We start from the raw sequence: 14,159 nt of genomic DNA on the forward strand, positions 1-14,159 counted from the left end.
CCTTGCCGTTCTCGTCCTTGCCCTCGTGGTCCTTGCCCTTGTCGTCCTTGCCGTGCTCGTCCTTGCCGTTCTCGTCCTTGCCCTCGTGGTCCTTGCCCTTGTCGTCCTTGCCGTGCTCGTCCTTGCCCTTGTCGTCCTTGCCGTGCTCGTCCTTGCCGTCGCGGCCGGAGGAGTTGTCCTCCTCGCGCCAATCGCCCTTGTCGTCGTGCACCGGCTTGAGCTTCACCTTGCCGGTGACCTTGGACCACACGAAGGCGTGCTCCTGGCGATCCGGGCAGATCTCGAGGAGCTTGACCTCTTCGCCGGCCTTGACGACGTGCGGCTTGGCGAAAACCTTGCCGTCACGGTCCTTGCCACCGTCGTGGTGCCCATCGGCGAACGCGATCCCGGGCGTGAACACCAGGAGCGCCGCACCGCCGAGCGCGGCGCCCGCAACGACCTTCCCGAGCATCTTCTTAGCCATGACCTGCGTCACTCCATCCCTGTTGTCCTGAGCCCGGCGACAACCGAGCTAAGACCAACGTTAGACCGTTTCATGAACTATGAAGGGAAACATTCGTGTTCTGACCTTTACTGTTAGTAAGTGACAAAGGGGTGCTACGCGGCCTTCTCCCCGCCGTGCGCCGTGTGGGAGCGTGACACCGGGTTCTGCGTCGCCACGGCGTTCCGCGCTCGCTGTGCCGGCTCGGTCGGCTAATCCGGTAGCGGCGGCGTGGTTCCGCTCGTGCTGGTCGCGCGGTCTCGGAGGTATCGTCCGAGTCGGGTCACGGGCGCCGCCGCCGGAACGCATCGAGCCATTGCCATGGAAGCGCTCCCATGCAAGAATCGGCGCACGCGGTTCGGGGAGCCACACCGCGCAGGCAGGGAAGTCGAGGGCATCCGGTCCGCCGGACGACATCCCGCCGCCGACCGACCGCTCGCCGGTCGTTCACCACCACCACCACCACCCGTCCGGGTCGGGCACCCCCCGCAGAACCCCGTTGGCGCCGGTGGCCGTCCGTTCCGGACGCCCACCGGGCCGTCTCGCCGGGCCGTACGCGAGCCCGGTCTCGCCCAAGGAGATCAGTGGCATGAATGTGTGGAGAAGGCTGTCCGGCCCACGCCGGGCCCTCGCGCTCGCCGGCGCGGGCGTCCTGGTCGCCGGCGGGTTGGTGACGATCCCCGTCACCGCGGCGCAGGCCGCGACCCAGTGCGACATCGCCTACTCGGCGAACGAGTGGCCCGGTGGCTTCACCGCGAGCATCACCATCAGGAACGTCGGCGACCCGATCAACGGCTGGACGCTCGGGTGGACCTTCCCGAACTCCAGCCAGCGGGTGCAGCAGGGCTGGTCGGCCGAGTTCACCCAGTCCGGCAGCCAGGTCACCGCGCGCAGCCTGTCCTACAACGGCAGCCTCGCCACCGGCGCGTCGACCAGCATCGGGTTCAACGGCGCGTGGAGCGGCAGCAACCCCAGGCCGACCTCGTTCACCCTCAACGGGGTGACCTGCAACGGTGGCACCACGCCGCCGACCACGCCCCCGCCGACGACCCCGCCCCCGACCACACCCCCGCCGACCACTCCGCCGCCGACCACGCCCCCGCCCGCCGGCAGCATGGTGGACAACCCGTACGCCGGGGTCCGGGGATACGTGAACCCCGAGTGGAAGGCCAAGGCGGACGCCGAGCCGGGCGGCAGCAGGGTGTCCAACAACCCGACCGCGGTGTGGCTGGACCGGATCGCCGCCATCAACGGCACCCCGGACAGCAGCTCCAACGGCGCCTTCGGCGTGCGTGACCACCTGGAGGAGGCGCTGCGCCAGGGCGCCGGCTACATCCAGTTCGTGATCTACAACCTGCCCGGCCGGGACTGCGCCGCGCTCGCCTCCAACGGTGAGCTGGGCCCGAACGACCTGCCCAGGTACAAGGCCGAGTACATCGACCCGATCGCCGCGATCCAGGCCGACCCGGAGTACCGGAACATCCGGATCATCAACATCATCGAGATCGACTCGCTGCCCAACCTGGTGACCAACACCTCCGGGCAGGCCGGCGGCACGGCGATGTGTGACACGGTCAAGGCCAACGGCGCGTACGTCAACGGCGTCGGCTACGCCCTGGCGAAGCTGGGTACGCTCGGCAACGTCTACAACTACATCGACGCCGCGCACCACGGCTGGATCGGCTGGGACACCAACTTCGGCCCGACCGCCGACCTCCTGAAGGCCGCCGCGGTCGCCTCCGGCAGCACCGTGGCCAACGTGCACGGGTTCATCGTCAACACGGCGAACTACTCGGCGCTGCGCGAGCCGTACGTCAAGATCACCGATACGGTGAACGGCACGTCGGTGCGACAGTCGAAGTGGGTCGACTGGAACTTCTACGTCGACGAGCTGTCGTTCGCCCAGGCGTTCCGGCAGAAGCTGGTCCAGGTCGGCTTCGACGCCAACATCGGCATGCTGATCGACACCTCCCGCAACGGCTGGGGCGGCACCGCCCGGCCCACCGGACCGGGCGCGACGACCAGCGTGGACACCTACGTCAACGGTGGCCGGATCGACCGCCGGATCCACGCCGGCAACTGGTGCAACCAGTCCGGCGCTGGCCTCGGCGAGCGGCCCAGGTCGGCTCCCGAGCCGGGCATCGACGCGTACGTCTGGGTGAAGCCTCCGGGCGAGTCGGACGGTTCCAGCGAGCTGATCCCGAACGACGAGGGCAAGGGCTTCGACCGGATGTGCGACCCGACGTACACCGGCAACGCCCGCAACGGCAACAGCGCGACGGGCGCCCTGCCGAACGCGCCGATCTCCGGCGCGTGGTTCTCCGCCCAGTTCCAGGAGCTGATGCGCAACGCGTACCCGGCGCTCTGACCGGATCGCTCCCGCACCCACCCGCCGCCGGCGGTAGGTGAGGCACCGCCGGCGGCAGGTTCCCCGGGTCCCCGGTCCGACCGTGACGGTCGGACCGGGGACCCCTCGTGCGCCCTGCTCAGGGCACGGTGCGCTCGATCGCCGCCCGACCCTGCTCGGCCAGGTCGCGGCGGGCCTTGTCCAGGTTCTCCGGGGTGAGGTCCTGCCCGCGGGCCATCACCAGATCCTCCGGCTCCCAGGGCTGTTCCGCGCCGGTACGGATGTTGTCCCCACCGGCGCCGGTGCCCGTCCCGGTCGCCCCGGTGCCGGCGGCGTACGGGTCGCCGAGCAGGTCGTCGGTGCCCGGCGCGAGGTCGTCCGGCCGGTTGCGGGGCTCGCCGAAGGATGGAGTGTCCCGGTCCGGGCCGCCCCCGGTCCGCAGCTGCGGGACGGTGCTGTCATCGTCCGCCGCGGCGGCCATCTCCGGGCTCTCCTCCAGCGGCGGTCGGCGGTCGCGATCGGTCATGGTGCTGCCTCCTGTGTCCGACACGTTGCCTGATCCCCCTCGCGTACCCTCTCGGGCCGTGCCCATGCCCCCCGGTGGGCCGATGCGCGCCGACCGCCCGGCGCGCGGAGCGGCGCTGCTCCGCCTGCGTCTCGTCGATCAGCGGATCTTGTGCCGGCTGGCCATGGTTGTCCATCTGCTGTCGGGTCCCGCCCTGTTCCGGCCCGCTCGGGCGATCCGGCAGGCGGACCGTCCGGGCGTACGGGGGCACCCCGGCCGGCTGGCCGGGGTGCCCGTGGTGTGTCGCTCAGCGACCCAGCACGCGGTCCAGGAAGTCCCGGTAGCGGCGTACCGCCATCCGCAGTTGCTCGGTGTCCGCCGAACCGGCGTCCTGCCATCCGCCCAGCGCGTTCTTCTGCGCGGCCAGCGCCGACGCGAGCGCCTGGATGGCCTCCTCCACCAGCGACTGTGCCTCGCCGGCCGCCGCCTGCGGATCGTCCACGAAGCGCAGCTGCACGTCCCGCCAGCGGTCCCGGAAACGCTGTGCCGCGTCCGCGTCGAGGAGCGTGGCCGGCTCGGCCGCCACGGTCGACCCGACGGGTCGCGACGTACCGGCCGACTCCAACGAGGCGCCGCCGCCACTGGCGGCGAGCACCGGGTCGGCATCCGGCGAGACCGCGTCCGGGTCGACCATCTCCGGAGTGGCGCTGCCGTAGGCGGCCGGGTCCGCGTCGCCGCCGGGATCGGTCAGATCACTGCGCCGCTCGGGCCCACCGTCGGTGCTTCCCGGCGGGGCGACGGTCCGCGCGGAGGTGTCCGCGTCGGCCCGGGCGTCGTCGGTCTTCGGATCGGTGCCCCGGCGGTGCAGTTCGGCGGTGGGGTCGGCCCGCAGACCCTCACGCTCGCCGTCCTCGGCGCCGTCGCCGGGCTGGGCGGTCCGCTCGGCCCGGGGGTCCGGCTGATCCTCCGGGCGCGGGCTGGCCAGCGCGGACGCCGCCACCGCATCGGCCACCGTGGTGGCGCCGAAGGTGGTCGGCAGCGGCCCGGGCTCATGGAATCCGCCCTCGTCGATGCGGTCGTCGGCGGCTGACGGGTCGTCGAAGGTGCCCCGGTCGTCCAGGGCGTCCTCGGGCACGTCCGCGCGACCCGCCCGGTCGCCGGCCGGCGGCACCGGCACCGGCGCGGACCGGACGGCCTCCGAATGGTCGTTGCTCACCTGCTGCTCTTCCTGGCGCATCGGTGGCCTCCTCAGCGGCTCGTGGCGTCGTGCGGGGTGTCCGGATGGCGCTGCTCGGGCGGGCGGTGGCCGACCGGCTCCTCACCGAGCAGGTCGGCGAAGAGTGCCCGGTAGTGCACGACCGCCTGACGCAGCTCCTCGGTGCTGGCCTCGCCCCGAGAATTACGCAGATGGATCTCGTGCGCGTCCCGGTAGTTGGTCAGCGTGCGTGCGTGGTCGACGGAGAGATGGGCGATCTGGTCCGAGAAGTCCCCGGTCGGGTATCCCTGCTCCTCGATGAGCCGGGTGACCAGATCATCCGCGTCGCCCACGGTCTCTTGCGGCGAGTCGACGAAACGGACCTGAAGCTCCTCCCAGGCGGCGGCGTAGCGGGCCCGGGACTGCGGGGTGAGCGGCGTGAGCGTGAGCTCGGCGTGCCGGCGTTCCCGGTCGCGCAGCTCGCGCTCTGCGGCGGACCGGCTGTCCTGCTCCGCCACCACCCGGTCGTACTCCGGCCCGAAACGGCCGCGCAGCGCGCGGCGTCGGCCGAGTGTCCGGACGGCCACGACCAGTGCCGCGATGGCCAGCACGACGAGCACGATGACGATTATCTGCGTGGGCGACATGGCTCCTCCTTCGTCACCTCGTATTCCCTCGGCGCACTGATCGCCAATCCCGATCCGGGGCACTTTCCTCATCGGTCCGTGTCCGGTGTCGCGGGACCTGCCTCCGATCGTGCGATGACGAGGGCCACAGCACGGGATTCGGCCAAAACTTGACTCGTTCCAGAAAACGCGATTGTGTTGGATGGTTCGCCCCGGCCGGCAGCACGAAACCATCTGGAGGAGAGCGATGAGCGACCCACAGGCCAACAAGCCGATCCTCACCACCCGGCAGGGCCACCCCGTGCACAACAACCAGCAGCAGCGGACGGTCGGTTCGCGCGGCCCCGCCACGCTGGAGAACTACCACTTCCTGGAGAAGATCAGCCACTTCGACCGGGAGCGCATCCCGGAGCGGGTCGTGCACGCGCGCGGCTTCGTCGCGCACGGCGAGTTCGAGGCGTACGGGACGATCGGTGACGAACCGGCGGCCACCTACAGCCGCGCCAAGCTGTTCCAGACCAAGGGCAGGAAGACTCCGGTCACCATCCGGTTCTCCACCGTCATCGGCGGCCGGGACTCCTCCGAGGCCGCCCGCGACCCGCGCGGCTTCGCGGTCAAGTTCCGCACCGAGGACGGCAACTGGGACATGGTGGGCAACAACCTCCAGGTCTTCTTCATCCGCGACGCGATCAAGTTCCCCGACGTGATCCACGCGCTGAAGCCAGACCCGGTGACCTTCCGCCAGGAACCGAACCGGATCTTCGACTTCATGTCGAACACGCCGGAGTCGATGCACATGCTGACCTGGCTCTTCTCCCCGTACGGCATCCCGAAGAACTACCGCACCATGCGGGGCTCCGGGGTCAACACCTACCGTCTCGTCAACGGCCAGGGCGAGGGCGTGCTGGTCAAGTTCCACTGGATGACCCAGCAGGGCGAGCGCAACCTCACCCAGGCCGAGGCGGACGCGATCCAGGCCACCGAGCTGGGCCACGCCTCCAAGGACCTCTACGAGGCGATCGAGCGCGGCGAGTACCCGCAGTGGGAGCTCAACGTGCAGATCATGAGCGACGACGAGCACCCGGAGCTGGACTTCGACCCGCTCGACGACACCAAGATCTGGCCGGAGGAGCAGTTCCCCTACCTGCCGGTGGGCATGATGACCCTCAACCGCAACATCACCGACCACCACGACGAGAACGAGCAGATCGCCTTCGGCACCGGTGTGCTGGTCGACGGCATCGACTTCTCCGACGACAAGATGCTGGTCGGTCGCACCTTCTCCTACTCGGACACCCAGCGCTACCGGGTCGGCCCGAACTACCTCCAACTGCCGGTCAACCGGCCGCGCGAGGACGTGCAGGTCAGCACCAACCAGGGCGGCGGCCAGATGTCGTACGGGGTGGACCACCGGGGCGGCAACCCGCACATCAACTTCGAGCCGTCCTCGGTCGCCGGTCTCCAGGAGGCCGACGAGTCCTACCGGGAGTACCGCCCGTTCGTCTCCGGGCAGATCATGAAGGCCCCGATCGAGCGGCAGAACAACTACTCCCAGGCCGGCCGGCGCTTCCGTGAGATGGCGGACTGGGAGCGCGACGACCTGATCCTCAACCTGACCACCCTGCTGGCCCAGTGCGACAAGCACATCCAGGAGAAGATGGTCTGGCACTTCAGCCAGTGCGACGAGAACTACGGCCGGCGGGTCGCCGAGGGGCTCGGCATCGCCGCCGACGCCTGATCCGCACCGCGCCACGACGAGCGCCCCGCCGGTTCGCCGACGGGGGCGCTCGCCGTATCGGACGGATTGCATGTCGGAGCGTCCATGTTGGCGCGACAGGCGGTAGTGCAACGCGGTGTGATTACGTATCCTGCCCAAGGCGCCCGCGCCCGTGCCCGGCCCCATGGCCGGGCGCAACCGGCCGGCGCGTTGCCCGGCGGTGCCGGCGCACCTCCTGCCACCCCTGCACGGGCGAGGTCTGATGAGAACCCGCGACTGGCCGATCCGCTCGAAGCTGACCGCATTGGTCGTCGCGCCGGTGACCGCGCTGCTGGCGTTGTGGATCTTCGCCACCACGCTGACCTTCGGTCCCGCCCTGAACCTGCTCTCCGCCCGCACCCTGCTGTACGACCTGGGCCGCCCGGGCGAGGTTGTGGTCACCGAGCTGCAACGGGAACGCCGCCTCTCGGTGGTGCAGCTCGCCGGCACCACCGAGCTGCCAGCCCTGGTCGAGCAGCGGCAGCGCACCGACCGGGCGGTCGCCGAGCTGCGCCGCCGGGTCGACGGGGAGGAGCTGCGCGACGCCGCCGACGACCTGCTCGACGCCCGGGTCGACCAGCTGGTCACCGCCCTCGCGGCGCTGCCGGCCGGCCGGGACTTCATCGACGACCGCAAGGTGGACCGGGCCGGCGCCATCGGCCTCTACAGCGGCATGATCTCCTCGGCCTTCCAGGCGTTCGCCGGCATGGCGAACCTGACCGAGCCCGACCTCAACCGGCAGGCGCTGGCGCTCACCGCGCTGGGCCGCTCGCGGGAGCTGCTCGGCCAGGCCGACGCCCTGCTGGCCGGCGCGCTGGCGGCGGGCCGGTTCGCCGAGGGGGAGCACACCCAGCTCGTGCAGGCCATCGGCAACCAGCGGTGGCTCACCGAGAGCGCGGTGGCCGACCTGCCCGAGGCGGGTCGGGCCGCGTACCAGCGGCTGACCGAGGGTGCGGCGTTCACCCGGCTACGCACCATGCAGGACGCGCTGGTCGTGGCCAACCGGTCCGGCCGGCCACCGGTGGACGCGGCGACCTGGCAGGCCAGCCACGACGCGGTGCAGCAGCAGCTGCGCGACTTCGAGTTGGCCGAGGCCGACGGGCTCGCCGACCGCTCGGTGCCGATGGCGGTCCGGATCCTGGTCCGGCTGGCCGCCGCCGGGGTGCTCGGGCTCGTCGCCGTGGTGATCTCGGTGCTGGTGGCGCTGCGGGTCGGCCGGACGCTGGTCCGACGGCTCGGCGGGGTCCGCACCGCCGCGCTAGAGCTGGCCGAGCACCGGCTGCCGGACGTGGTGACCCGGCTGCGCCGTGGTGAGCAGGTCGACGTGGCCCGGGAGGCGCCCCCACTGGAATACGGCCACGACGAGATCGGCGAGGTTGGGCGAGCCTTCACCGAGGTGCAGCGCACCGCGGTCCAGGCCGCGGTGGACGAGGTCACCCTGCGCCGAGGGCTCAATGAGGTCTTCCTCAACATCGCCCGGCGCAGCCAGAGCCTGGTGCACCGGCAGTTGCACCTGCTGGACCGCATGGAACGTCGCGCCGAGGACCCGGACGAGCTGGCCGAACTGTTCCAGGTGGATCACCTGGCCACCCGGCTCCGCCGACACGCCGAGGACCTGGTCATTCTCGCCGGTTCCGCGCCGGGCCGGGGCTGGCGCAACCCGGTCGCGATGGTCGACCTGATCCGGGGCGCGAGCTCCGAGGTCGAGTCGTACGACCGGGTGGACATCACCGCCGTGCAGCCGGCCGGCGTGCTGGGCCGGGCCGTCGGCGACGTCATCCACCTGCTCGCGGAGCTGATCGAGAACGCCACGGCCTTCTCACCGCCGGACACCCGGGTCACCGTCACCGGGGAGCAGGTGGCCAGCGGGTACGCGCTGGAGATCACCGACCGGGGGCTGGGGATGTCCGCCGCGGCGCTGGAGGGCGCCAACGTCCGGCTCGCCAGCTCGCCCGAGTTCGACCCGGCGCAGAGCGCCCGACTCGGTCTCTTCGTGGTGGCCCGCCTCGCCGCACGGCACGGGGTGCGGGTGCGGCTGCGCCCGTCCGGGGAGGGCGGGGTGACCGCCGTGGTGCTGGTCCCGGCCGACCTGATCACCACCGAGCCGCCGGCCGGTCCCGATCCGGCCGGGCTGGGCGCCGCGCCGGCCGGCCCGGACCGGCGGCTGGCGCGGACCGGCCGGCGCGCTGCCGTGCCCCGGCCCCGGGCCGGCCGCAACCGGTCACTCACCGCCCCGCTCACCGCCAGCGCCCCGGCCGCCCGACCCACCGGCACACCGGTGCCGGACCCGGCGCCCGCGAACGGGCCGGGCGCCAACGGGTCGGGCGATGGCGAGTTGTCGCCGACCGGACCGGCCACCGTCCGCGGGCCAGGTGACGGTGCGGCCGACGGGGTGCCGTCCGGCGGCGAGGCGGTGGACGAGCTGGACGGGTTGCCCCGCCGGGTGCGGCGGCGTACCCCGGCATCCCGGCCCCGGTCGACGGTCACCGACACCCCGACGCCCCGATCGCCCGAGGAGGTGCGTCGGGTGATGTCGGCTCTCCAGGCCGGCACCGCCCGGGGCCGCGCCACCGTCGTCCCCCCGGCCGCCGGCCCGATACCTGCCCGAGCCGCCGACCCGGGGCCCACCCCGGCCGTCGCCCCCGCGCCCGCGGCGGCCTCCGAACCCCTGACCGCGACTGAGAGGGACGCCTAGTGCCGCATTCGACGAAGCAGAGCGCAGGCCTCGACTGGCTGCTCGACGAGTTGGTGGAACGGGTACCGGCGGCTCGGGAGGCGGTGGTGCTCTCCGCCGACGGGCTGCTGCTCGGCTCCTCGGCCGAGCTGGAGCGCTCCGACGCCGAGCACCTCTGCGCCCTCGCCGCCGGCTTCTCCAGCCTGGCCCGGGGCGCGAGCCGGCACGTGGACGGCGGTCCGGTCCGGCAGACCGTGGTGGAGATGGAGTCGGCGTACCTCTTCGTCACCGCCGCCGGGCAGGGCACCTGCCTGGCCGTGGTGAGCGACACCGACGCCGACATCGGCCTGGTCGCGTACGAGATGGCGATGCTGGTGATCCGGGTGGGGGAGTACCTCACCGCGCCAGCCCGATCGTCGGCGGGCGCCGGTGATGCGAACTGAGCCGCCCGGGCCGCAGCACGAGTGGCTGGACGGCGACGCCGGCCCGGTAGTGCGCCCGTACACCCTCACCGGCGGCCGGGTACGCTCCGCCGTCGATGGGTTCGACCTCGTCGCGTTCGTACTGGCCGAGTCGGATCTCGACCCGGCGGCCGACCCGCGGCTGCTCCCGGAGCACCGGCGGCTGGTCGCGCTGGCCCGCCGGCCGGTGTCGGTGGCCGAGCTGGCGGCCGAACTGGACCTCGCGGTCGGGGTGGTCCGGGTGCTGCTCGGAGACCTCCTCGCCCGGGGCCTGGTCGCGGTGCACGAGCCGCCGGCCGCCGGCCACCTTCCTGACAACGACATCCTCAAGGCGGTGGTCAGTGGACTTCGTGCGCTATGACCATGCGGGCTCCGGCACCACCATCCCGCTGGCACTGAAGATCCTGATCGCCGGAGGCTTCGGGGCCGGCAAGACGACGCTGGTGAGCGCGCTGAGCGAGGTTCGGCCGTTGCAGACCGAGGAGGTGCTGACGGGCGCCGGGATCGGCACCGACGACATCTCCGGGGTGGAGGGGAAGTCGACCACCACGGTGGCGATGGACTTCGGCCGGATCACCATCAACGACGATCTCCAGGTCTACCTGTTCGGCACACCGGGCCAGGACCGGTTCTGGTTCCTCTGGGACGAGCTGGCCTTCGGCGCACTCGGCGCGGTGGTGCTCGCCGACACCCGGCGGCTGGCCGACTGCTTCCCCTCCATCGACTACTTCGAGCAGCGCGGCATCCCGTTCGTGGTGGGCGTGAACTGCTTCGACGACTCCCGCCGGTTCAACCTGGAGACCGTGCGCCGGGCGCTGGACCTCGACCCGGACGTGCCGATGGTGCTCTGCGACGCGCGGGACCGGCAGTCCGGCAAGCTGGTGTTGATCTCCCTGGTCGAGCACGTGGCCCGGCAGCGCGGCGAGCCGGTGCCGGCCGCCTGAGTCGCCGCCGCGGCGCCGATCCCCGGGCCGGAAAGCCGGTTAACGGGCCGGCATCGCGGGCAGCCTCTGGTTGGATCGACGCAGGAAGCCGGCGGAGGGGTTGGACGTGAGTGGTCAGGTCGAGGTCGTCCACATCGGGGTTTACACCGCGCAGAGCGGCGGGCGGGGCAGTGGCATCGTCGCGGCCCGCCGTGACCCGGCCACCGGGGAGCTGACACCGCTCGGCACGGTGGCGGTCACCCCGTCGCCCTCCTTCCTGGCCCGGCACCCCACCCGCCCGGTGCTCTACGCGGTGAACGAGCTGACAGACGGGGAGGTCAGCGCCTGGCAGGTCGGCCCCGACGGGGCGCTGGATCCGCTGGGCAGCTGGTCGACCGGCGGCGCGGACCCCTGCCACCTGGCCGTGCTGCCCGACGGAGGGCATCTGGTGGCGGCCAACTACGGCGGCGGCAGCGTCGCGGTCTTCCCGCTCGACGGGCGGGGCGTGCCCGGTGAGCGCACCGACCTGGTGGTGCACGAGGGGCACGGCGCCGACCCGGAGCGTCAGGAGCGGGCGCACAGCCACATGGTCTCCCCGGGCCGCGGTCAAGGGCCGCTGCTCGCGGTCGACCTCGGCACCGACTCGGTCTACCGGTACGACCTGGACGGCGCGAGCGGTCGGCTGGTGCCCCGCCGGCCCCGGATCCGTACGGCGCCCGGCACGGGTCCCCGGCACCTGGCCCGCCACCCCGACGGGCGGCGCTGCTACCTCGTGGGCGAGCTGGACGCCTCGGTCACCGCGTACGAGCTGACCGACGACGGCGCGCTGCACCAACGCGGCCGGGTCGAGGCGAGCGAGCGAGCCGGCCATGTCCAACCGTCGGAGGTCGCGGTCGCCCCGGACGGCCGGTTCCTCTACGTCGCCAACCGGGGTGTGGGCACCATCGCCGTCTTCGGCCTGGCCGGCGAGCTGCCCGAGCTGGTGGCCGAAGTGGACACCGGTGGCGAGTGGCCCCGGCACTTTGCGTTGATCGGGGAGCACCTGTACGTCGCCGACGAGCGGGCCGACATGGTGCGGGTTTTCCGGTGGGACGCCGGCACCGGCGTCCCGTCGCCGATCGGCGAGCCCGTGCCGGTGCCGAGCCCGACCTGCGTGCTGCCGTGAGCTGTGGAGCCGATGGGGCGAGACGTGAGGCTGGCACCGATTTGGCAACACCATGGGGCCGCTTCGTCACTCTGTGTTGCTAAACAGCGATCAACTGTTTCTCCTCCGTAACTTTAGTCCGAACGGATGTGGCAGAGGGGGCACCTTGTACGCAAGATGGTCACCGTGTCAGCAGGCCGCCATCGCATGCGTTCGAAACTTCATCTAGCAGCCGCCGCCGCTACGGCGACGGTGCTCGTCGTCACGACCGGCGTCTGGTTCGGCTATCGGGAGCTGATCCAGCCGAGCTGTTCGGGGGAGATTCGGCTCGCCGTGGCAGTCGCCTCCGAGCTCGCGCCGGCGGTGGACGCCGCCGCGTCGCAATGGGTCAAGGACGGCGCCGCGGTAGGCGGCACCTGCATCCGGGTGGACGTCTCCGCCTCCGACCCCGTCGACGTGGCCGCCGTGGTGGCGGCCAAGCACGGTGCCGTCCTGGCCGGCGTCGGGCAGGCCAGCGGCACCGCCATCACCCCGGACGTCTGGGTGCCGGACTCCTCGACCTGGCTGCTGCGGTTGAAGAAGGACGCCACGGCGTTCGCTCCGACCAACAGCGCCTCCATCGCGCGCAGTCCCGTCGTCGTGGCGATGCCCGAGCCGGTGGCCGGGCGGTTGGGCTGGCCCAAGAAGAAGTTCACCTGGACGGACCTGCTCAAGCAGGTCAACAACCCGGGCACCCCGCTGCGCACCGGGATCGTCGAGCCGACCCGGGACGCGGCCGGCCTGTCCGGCCTGCTGTCGTTGACCGCGGCGGCCAGCGCCGCCGGCGGCGACGCGCAGCGCAACACCGTCGGTGCGCTGCGGGCGCTGGCCACGGGGCGGTCCTCGCTCCGCAACGACCTGCTGGCCCGGTTCCCGGCCGCCACGGACCCGACGTCCATCGCCAGCGGTCTCGGCGCGGCGGCACTGTCCGAAGAGGACGTGATCGCCTACAACAGCAAGGAGCCGCCGGTAAAGCTCGCCGCGCTCTACATGGAGCCGGCGCCGATGCCGCTGGACTACCCGTACGCGGTGCTGCCCGGCATCGAGCCGACCAAGGCCTCGGCGGCCCGGGTGCTGTACGAGTTGCTCACCACCCGCGCGTTCCGCGACCGGCTGGCGGCGCAGTCGCTGCGCGCGCCAGACGGCAACTGGGGCGCCGGCTTCAAGGCGCCGCAGGGTGCGCCGAGCCCGGCCGGCGGCGCGTCGTCCGCGCCGCCCGCCGGCGGCACCGCCGCGGGTGGCCTGGACCCGGCCGCGATACAGCGGGTCGTCTCCAGCTGGTCGATCGCCACCCAGTCCGGCCGGATGCTTGCCGTCGTCGACGTCTCCGGCTCGATGAAGGCAGAGGTGCCGAGCGCCAACAACCGGAGCCGGGAGGAGGTCACCGTGGACGCGGCCCGCCGCGGCCTCGGCCTCTTCGACGACTCCTGGTCGATCGGCCTGTGGACCTTCTCCACCAAGCTGGTCGGCAGCCGGGACTACAAGCAGCTGATCCCCATCGGCCCACTCTCCGCCCAGCGGGCCCAGCTGGAGGGGGCGCTCGGCTCGATCAAGCCCTCCAGCGGCGACACCGGCCTCTACGACACCACGCTCGCCGCGTACCAGGCGGTGCAGGAGGACTGGCAGCCCGGCCGGGTCAACTCCATCGTGCTGTTCACCGACGGCAAGAACGAGGACACCAACGGCCTCAGCCAGGCCCAGTTGCTCGCCAAGCTGAAGCAGATCGCCGACCCGGAGCGACCGGTCCAGGTCATCATGATCGGTATCGGCGAGGGCGTCAGCAAGGCCGAGCTGGAGTCGATCACGAAGGTGACCGGTGGCGGCAGCTTCGTCACCAAGGACCCGAGCGAGATCGGCAACATCTTCCTCAACGCCATCGCGCTCCGCCCGCCGGCGCCGCGCTGATTCGAGGCACAGCCGCGAAAGGGGCCCGCCGTCCGCTGATTCGGTACGGCGGGCTCCTTCTCGGTAGCCCTCGACTGTTGAAGAAAAGTGACGGCAATACGTC

Annotated in this window: 11 protein-coding genes and 1 pseudogene; 8 read left to right on the top strand and 4 right to left on the bottom strand. The window is 71.9% G+C overall.

Annotated features, from left to right (window positions below; genetic code table 11):
- Positions 1–475 (bottom strand): annotated as a pseudogene (locus ACWD6N_RS02615) (hypothetical protein); the annotation flags it as partial.
- A 595-nt stretch (positions 476–1,070) separates the two neighbouring features.
- On the opposite strand from ACWD6N_RS02615, the gene ACWD6N_RS02620 reads away from it, so the two are divergent.
- On the top strand, positions 1,071–2,849 hold the full coding sequence (locus tag ACWD6N_RS02620) for a glycoside hydrolase family 6 protein (protein WP_387326086.1): 1,779 nt from the start codon (positions 1,071–1,073) through the stop codon (positions 2,847–2,849).
- Positions 2,850–2,967: 118 nt separating this feature from the next.
- On the opposite strand, the gene ACWD6N_RS02625 is transcribed toward ACWD6N_RS02620, so the two are convergent.
- From ACWD6N_RS02625 to ACWD6N_RS02635, 3 genes are all read right to left on the bottom strand, one after another.
- Positions 2,968–3,354: a hypothetical protein gene (locus ACWD6N_RS02625; RefSeq protein WP_354963887.1), complete on the bottom strand. Its 387-nt coding sequence runs from the start codon at positions 3,352–3,354 to the stop codon at positions 2,968–2,970.
- Positions 3,355–3,640: 286 nt separating this feature from the next.
- Positions 3,641–4,570: a hypothetical protein gene (locus ACWD6N_RS02630; RefSeq protein WP_387326090.1), complete on the bottom strand. Its 930-nt coding sequence runs from the start codon at positions 4,568–4,570 to the stop codon at positions 3,641–3,643.
- An 11-nt stretch (positions 4,571–4,581) separates the two neighbouring features.
- On the bottom strand, positions 4,582–5,175 hold the full coding sequence (locus tag ACWD6N_RS02635; RefSeq protein ID WP_387326093.1) for a hypothetical protein: 594 nt from the start codon (positions 5,173–5,175) through the stop codon (positions 4,582–4,584).
- A gap of 226 nt (positions 5,176–5,401) precedes the next feature.
- Between ACWD6N_RS02635 and ACWD6N_RS02640 the strand changes: the two genes are divergently transcribed.
- From ACWD6N_RS02640 to ACWD6N_RS02670, 7 genes are all read left to right on the top strand, one after another.
- Positions 5,402–6,892: a catalase gene (locus tag ACWD6N_RS02640; protein WP_387326096.1), complete on the top strand. Its 1,491-nt coding sequence runs from the start codon at positions 5,402–5,404 to the stop codon at positions 6,890–6,892.
- Positions 6,893–7,133: 241 nt separating this feature from the next.
- A complete protein-coding gene (locus ACWD6N_RS02645) occupies positions 7,134–9,605 on the top strand; it encodes a nitrate- and nitrite sensing domain-containing protein (RefSeq protein ID WP_450004379.1) in 2,472 nt (823 codons plus the stop codon).
- Positions 9,605–10,027 carry a roadblock/LC7 domain-containing protein gene (locus ACWD6N_RS02650; protein ID WP_354963892.1) on the top strand — a complete coding sequence of 141 codons (423 nt, stop codon included), beginning with the start codon at positions 9,605–9,607 and terminating at the stop codon, positions 10,025–10,027. The genes ACWD6N_RS02645 and ACWD6N_RS02650 overlap by 1 nt, the downstream gene beginning before the upstream one ends.
- Positions 10,017–10,406, top strand: coding sequence for a DUF742 domain-containing protein (locus tag ACWD6N_RS02655; protein ID WP_387326103.1), 390 nt, complete (start codon positions 10,017–10,019; stop codon positions 10,404–10,406). The genes ACWD6N_RS02650 and ACWD6N_RS02655 overlap by 11 nt, the downstream gene beginning before the upstream one ends.
- Positions 10,387–10,989, top strand: coding sequence for a GTP-binding protein (locus ACWD6N_RS02660; RefSeq protein ID WP_089019271.1), 603 nt, complete (start codon positions 10,387–10,389; stop codon positions 10,987–10,989). The genes ACWD6N_RS02655 and ACWD6N_RS02660 overlap by 20 nt, the downstream gene beginning before the upstream one ends.
- Positions 10,990–11,095: 106 nt before the next feature.
- Entirely contained in the window at positions 11,096–12,133 is a 1,038-nt protein-coding gene (locus ACWD6N_RS02665; RefSeq protein ID WP_387326107.1) for a lactonase family protein, read from the top strand.
- A 165-nt stretch (positions 12,134–12,298) separates the two neighbouring features.
- Positions 12,299–14,056, top strand: a complete 1,758-nt coding sequence (locus ACWD6N_RS02670; RefSeq protein ID WP_354963896.1) for a substrate-binding domain-containing protein — start codon at positions 12,299–12,301, stop codon at positions 14,054–14,056.
- Positions 14,057–14,159: the final 103 nt, after the last annotated feature.

It is taken from the genome of Micromonospora sp. NPDC005163 (assembly GCF_053599835.1).

Excerpts from the sequence above, each read along its gene's own strand:
- ACWD6N_RS02620 (WP_387326086.1), top strand. The coding sequence starts at position 1,071 with ATGAATGTGTGGAGAAGGCTGTCCGGCCCACGCCGGGCCCTCGCGCTC.
- ACWD6N_RS02625 (WP_354963887.1), bottom strand. The coding sequence starts at position 3,354 with ATGACCGATCGCGACCGCCGACCGCCGCTGGAGGAGAGCCCGGAGATG.
- ACWD6N_RS02630 (WP_387326090.1), bottom strand. The coding sequence starts at position 4,570 with ATGCGCCAGGAAGAGCAGCAGGTGAGCAACGACCATTCGGAGGCCGTC.
- ACWD6N_RS02635 (WP_387326093.1), bottom strand. The coding sequence starts at position 5,175 with ATGTCGCCCACGCAGATAATCGTCATCGTGCTCGTCGTGCTGGCCATC.
- ACWD6N_RS02640 (WP_387326096.1), top strand. The coding sequence starts at position 5,402 with ATGAGCGACCCACAGGCCAACAAGCCGATCCTCACCACCCGGCAGGGC.
- ACWD6N_RS02645 (WP_450004379.1), top strand. The coding sequence starts at position 7,134 with ATGAGAACCCGCGACTGGCCGATCCGCTCGAAGCTGACCGCATTGGTC.
- ACWD6N_RS02655 (WP_387326103.1), top strand. The coding sequence starts at position 10,017 with ATGCGAACTGAGCCGCCCGGGCCGCAGCACGAGTGGCTGGACGGCGAC.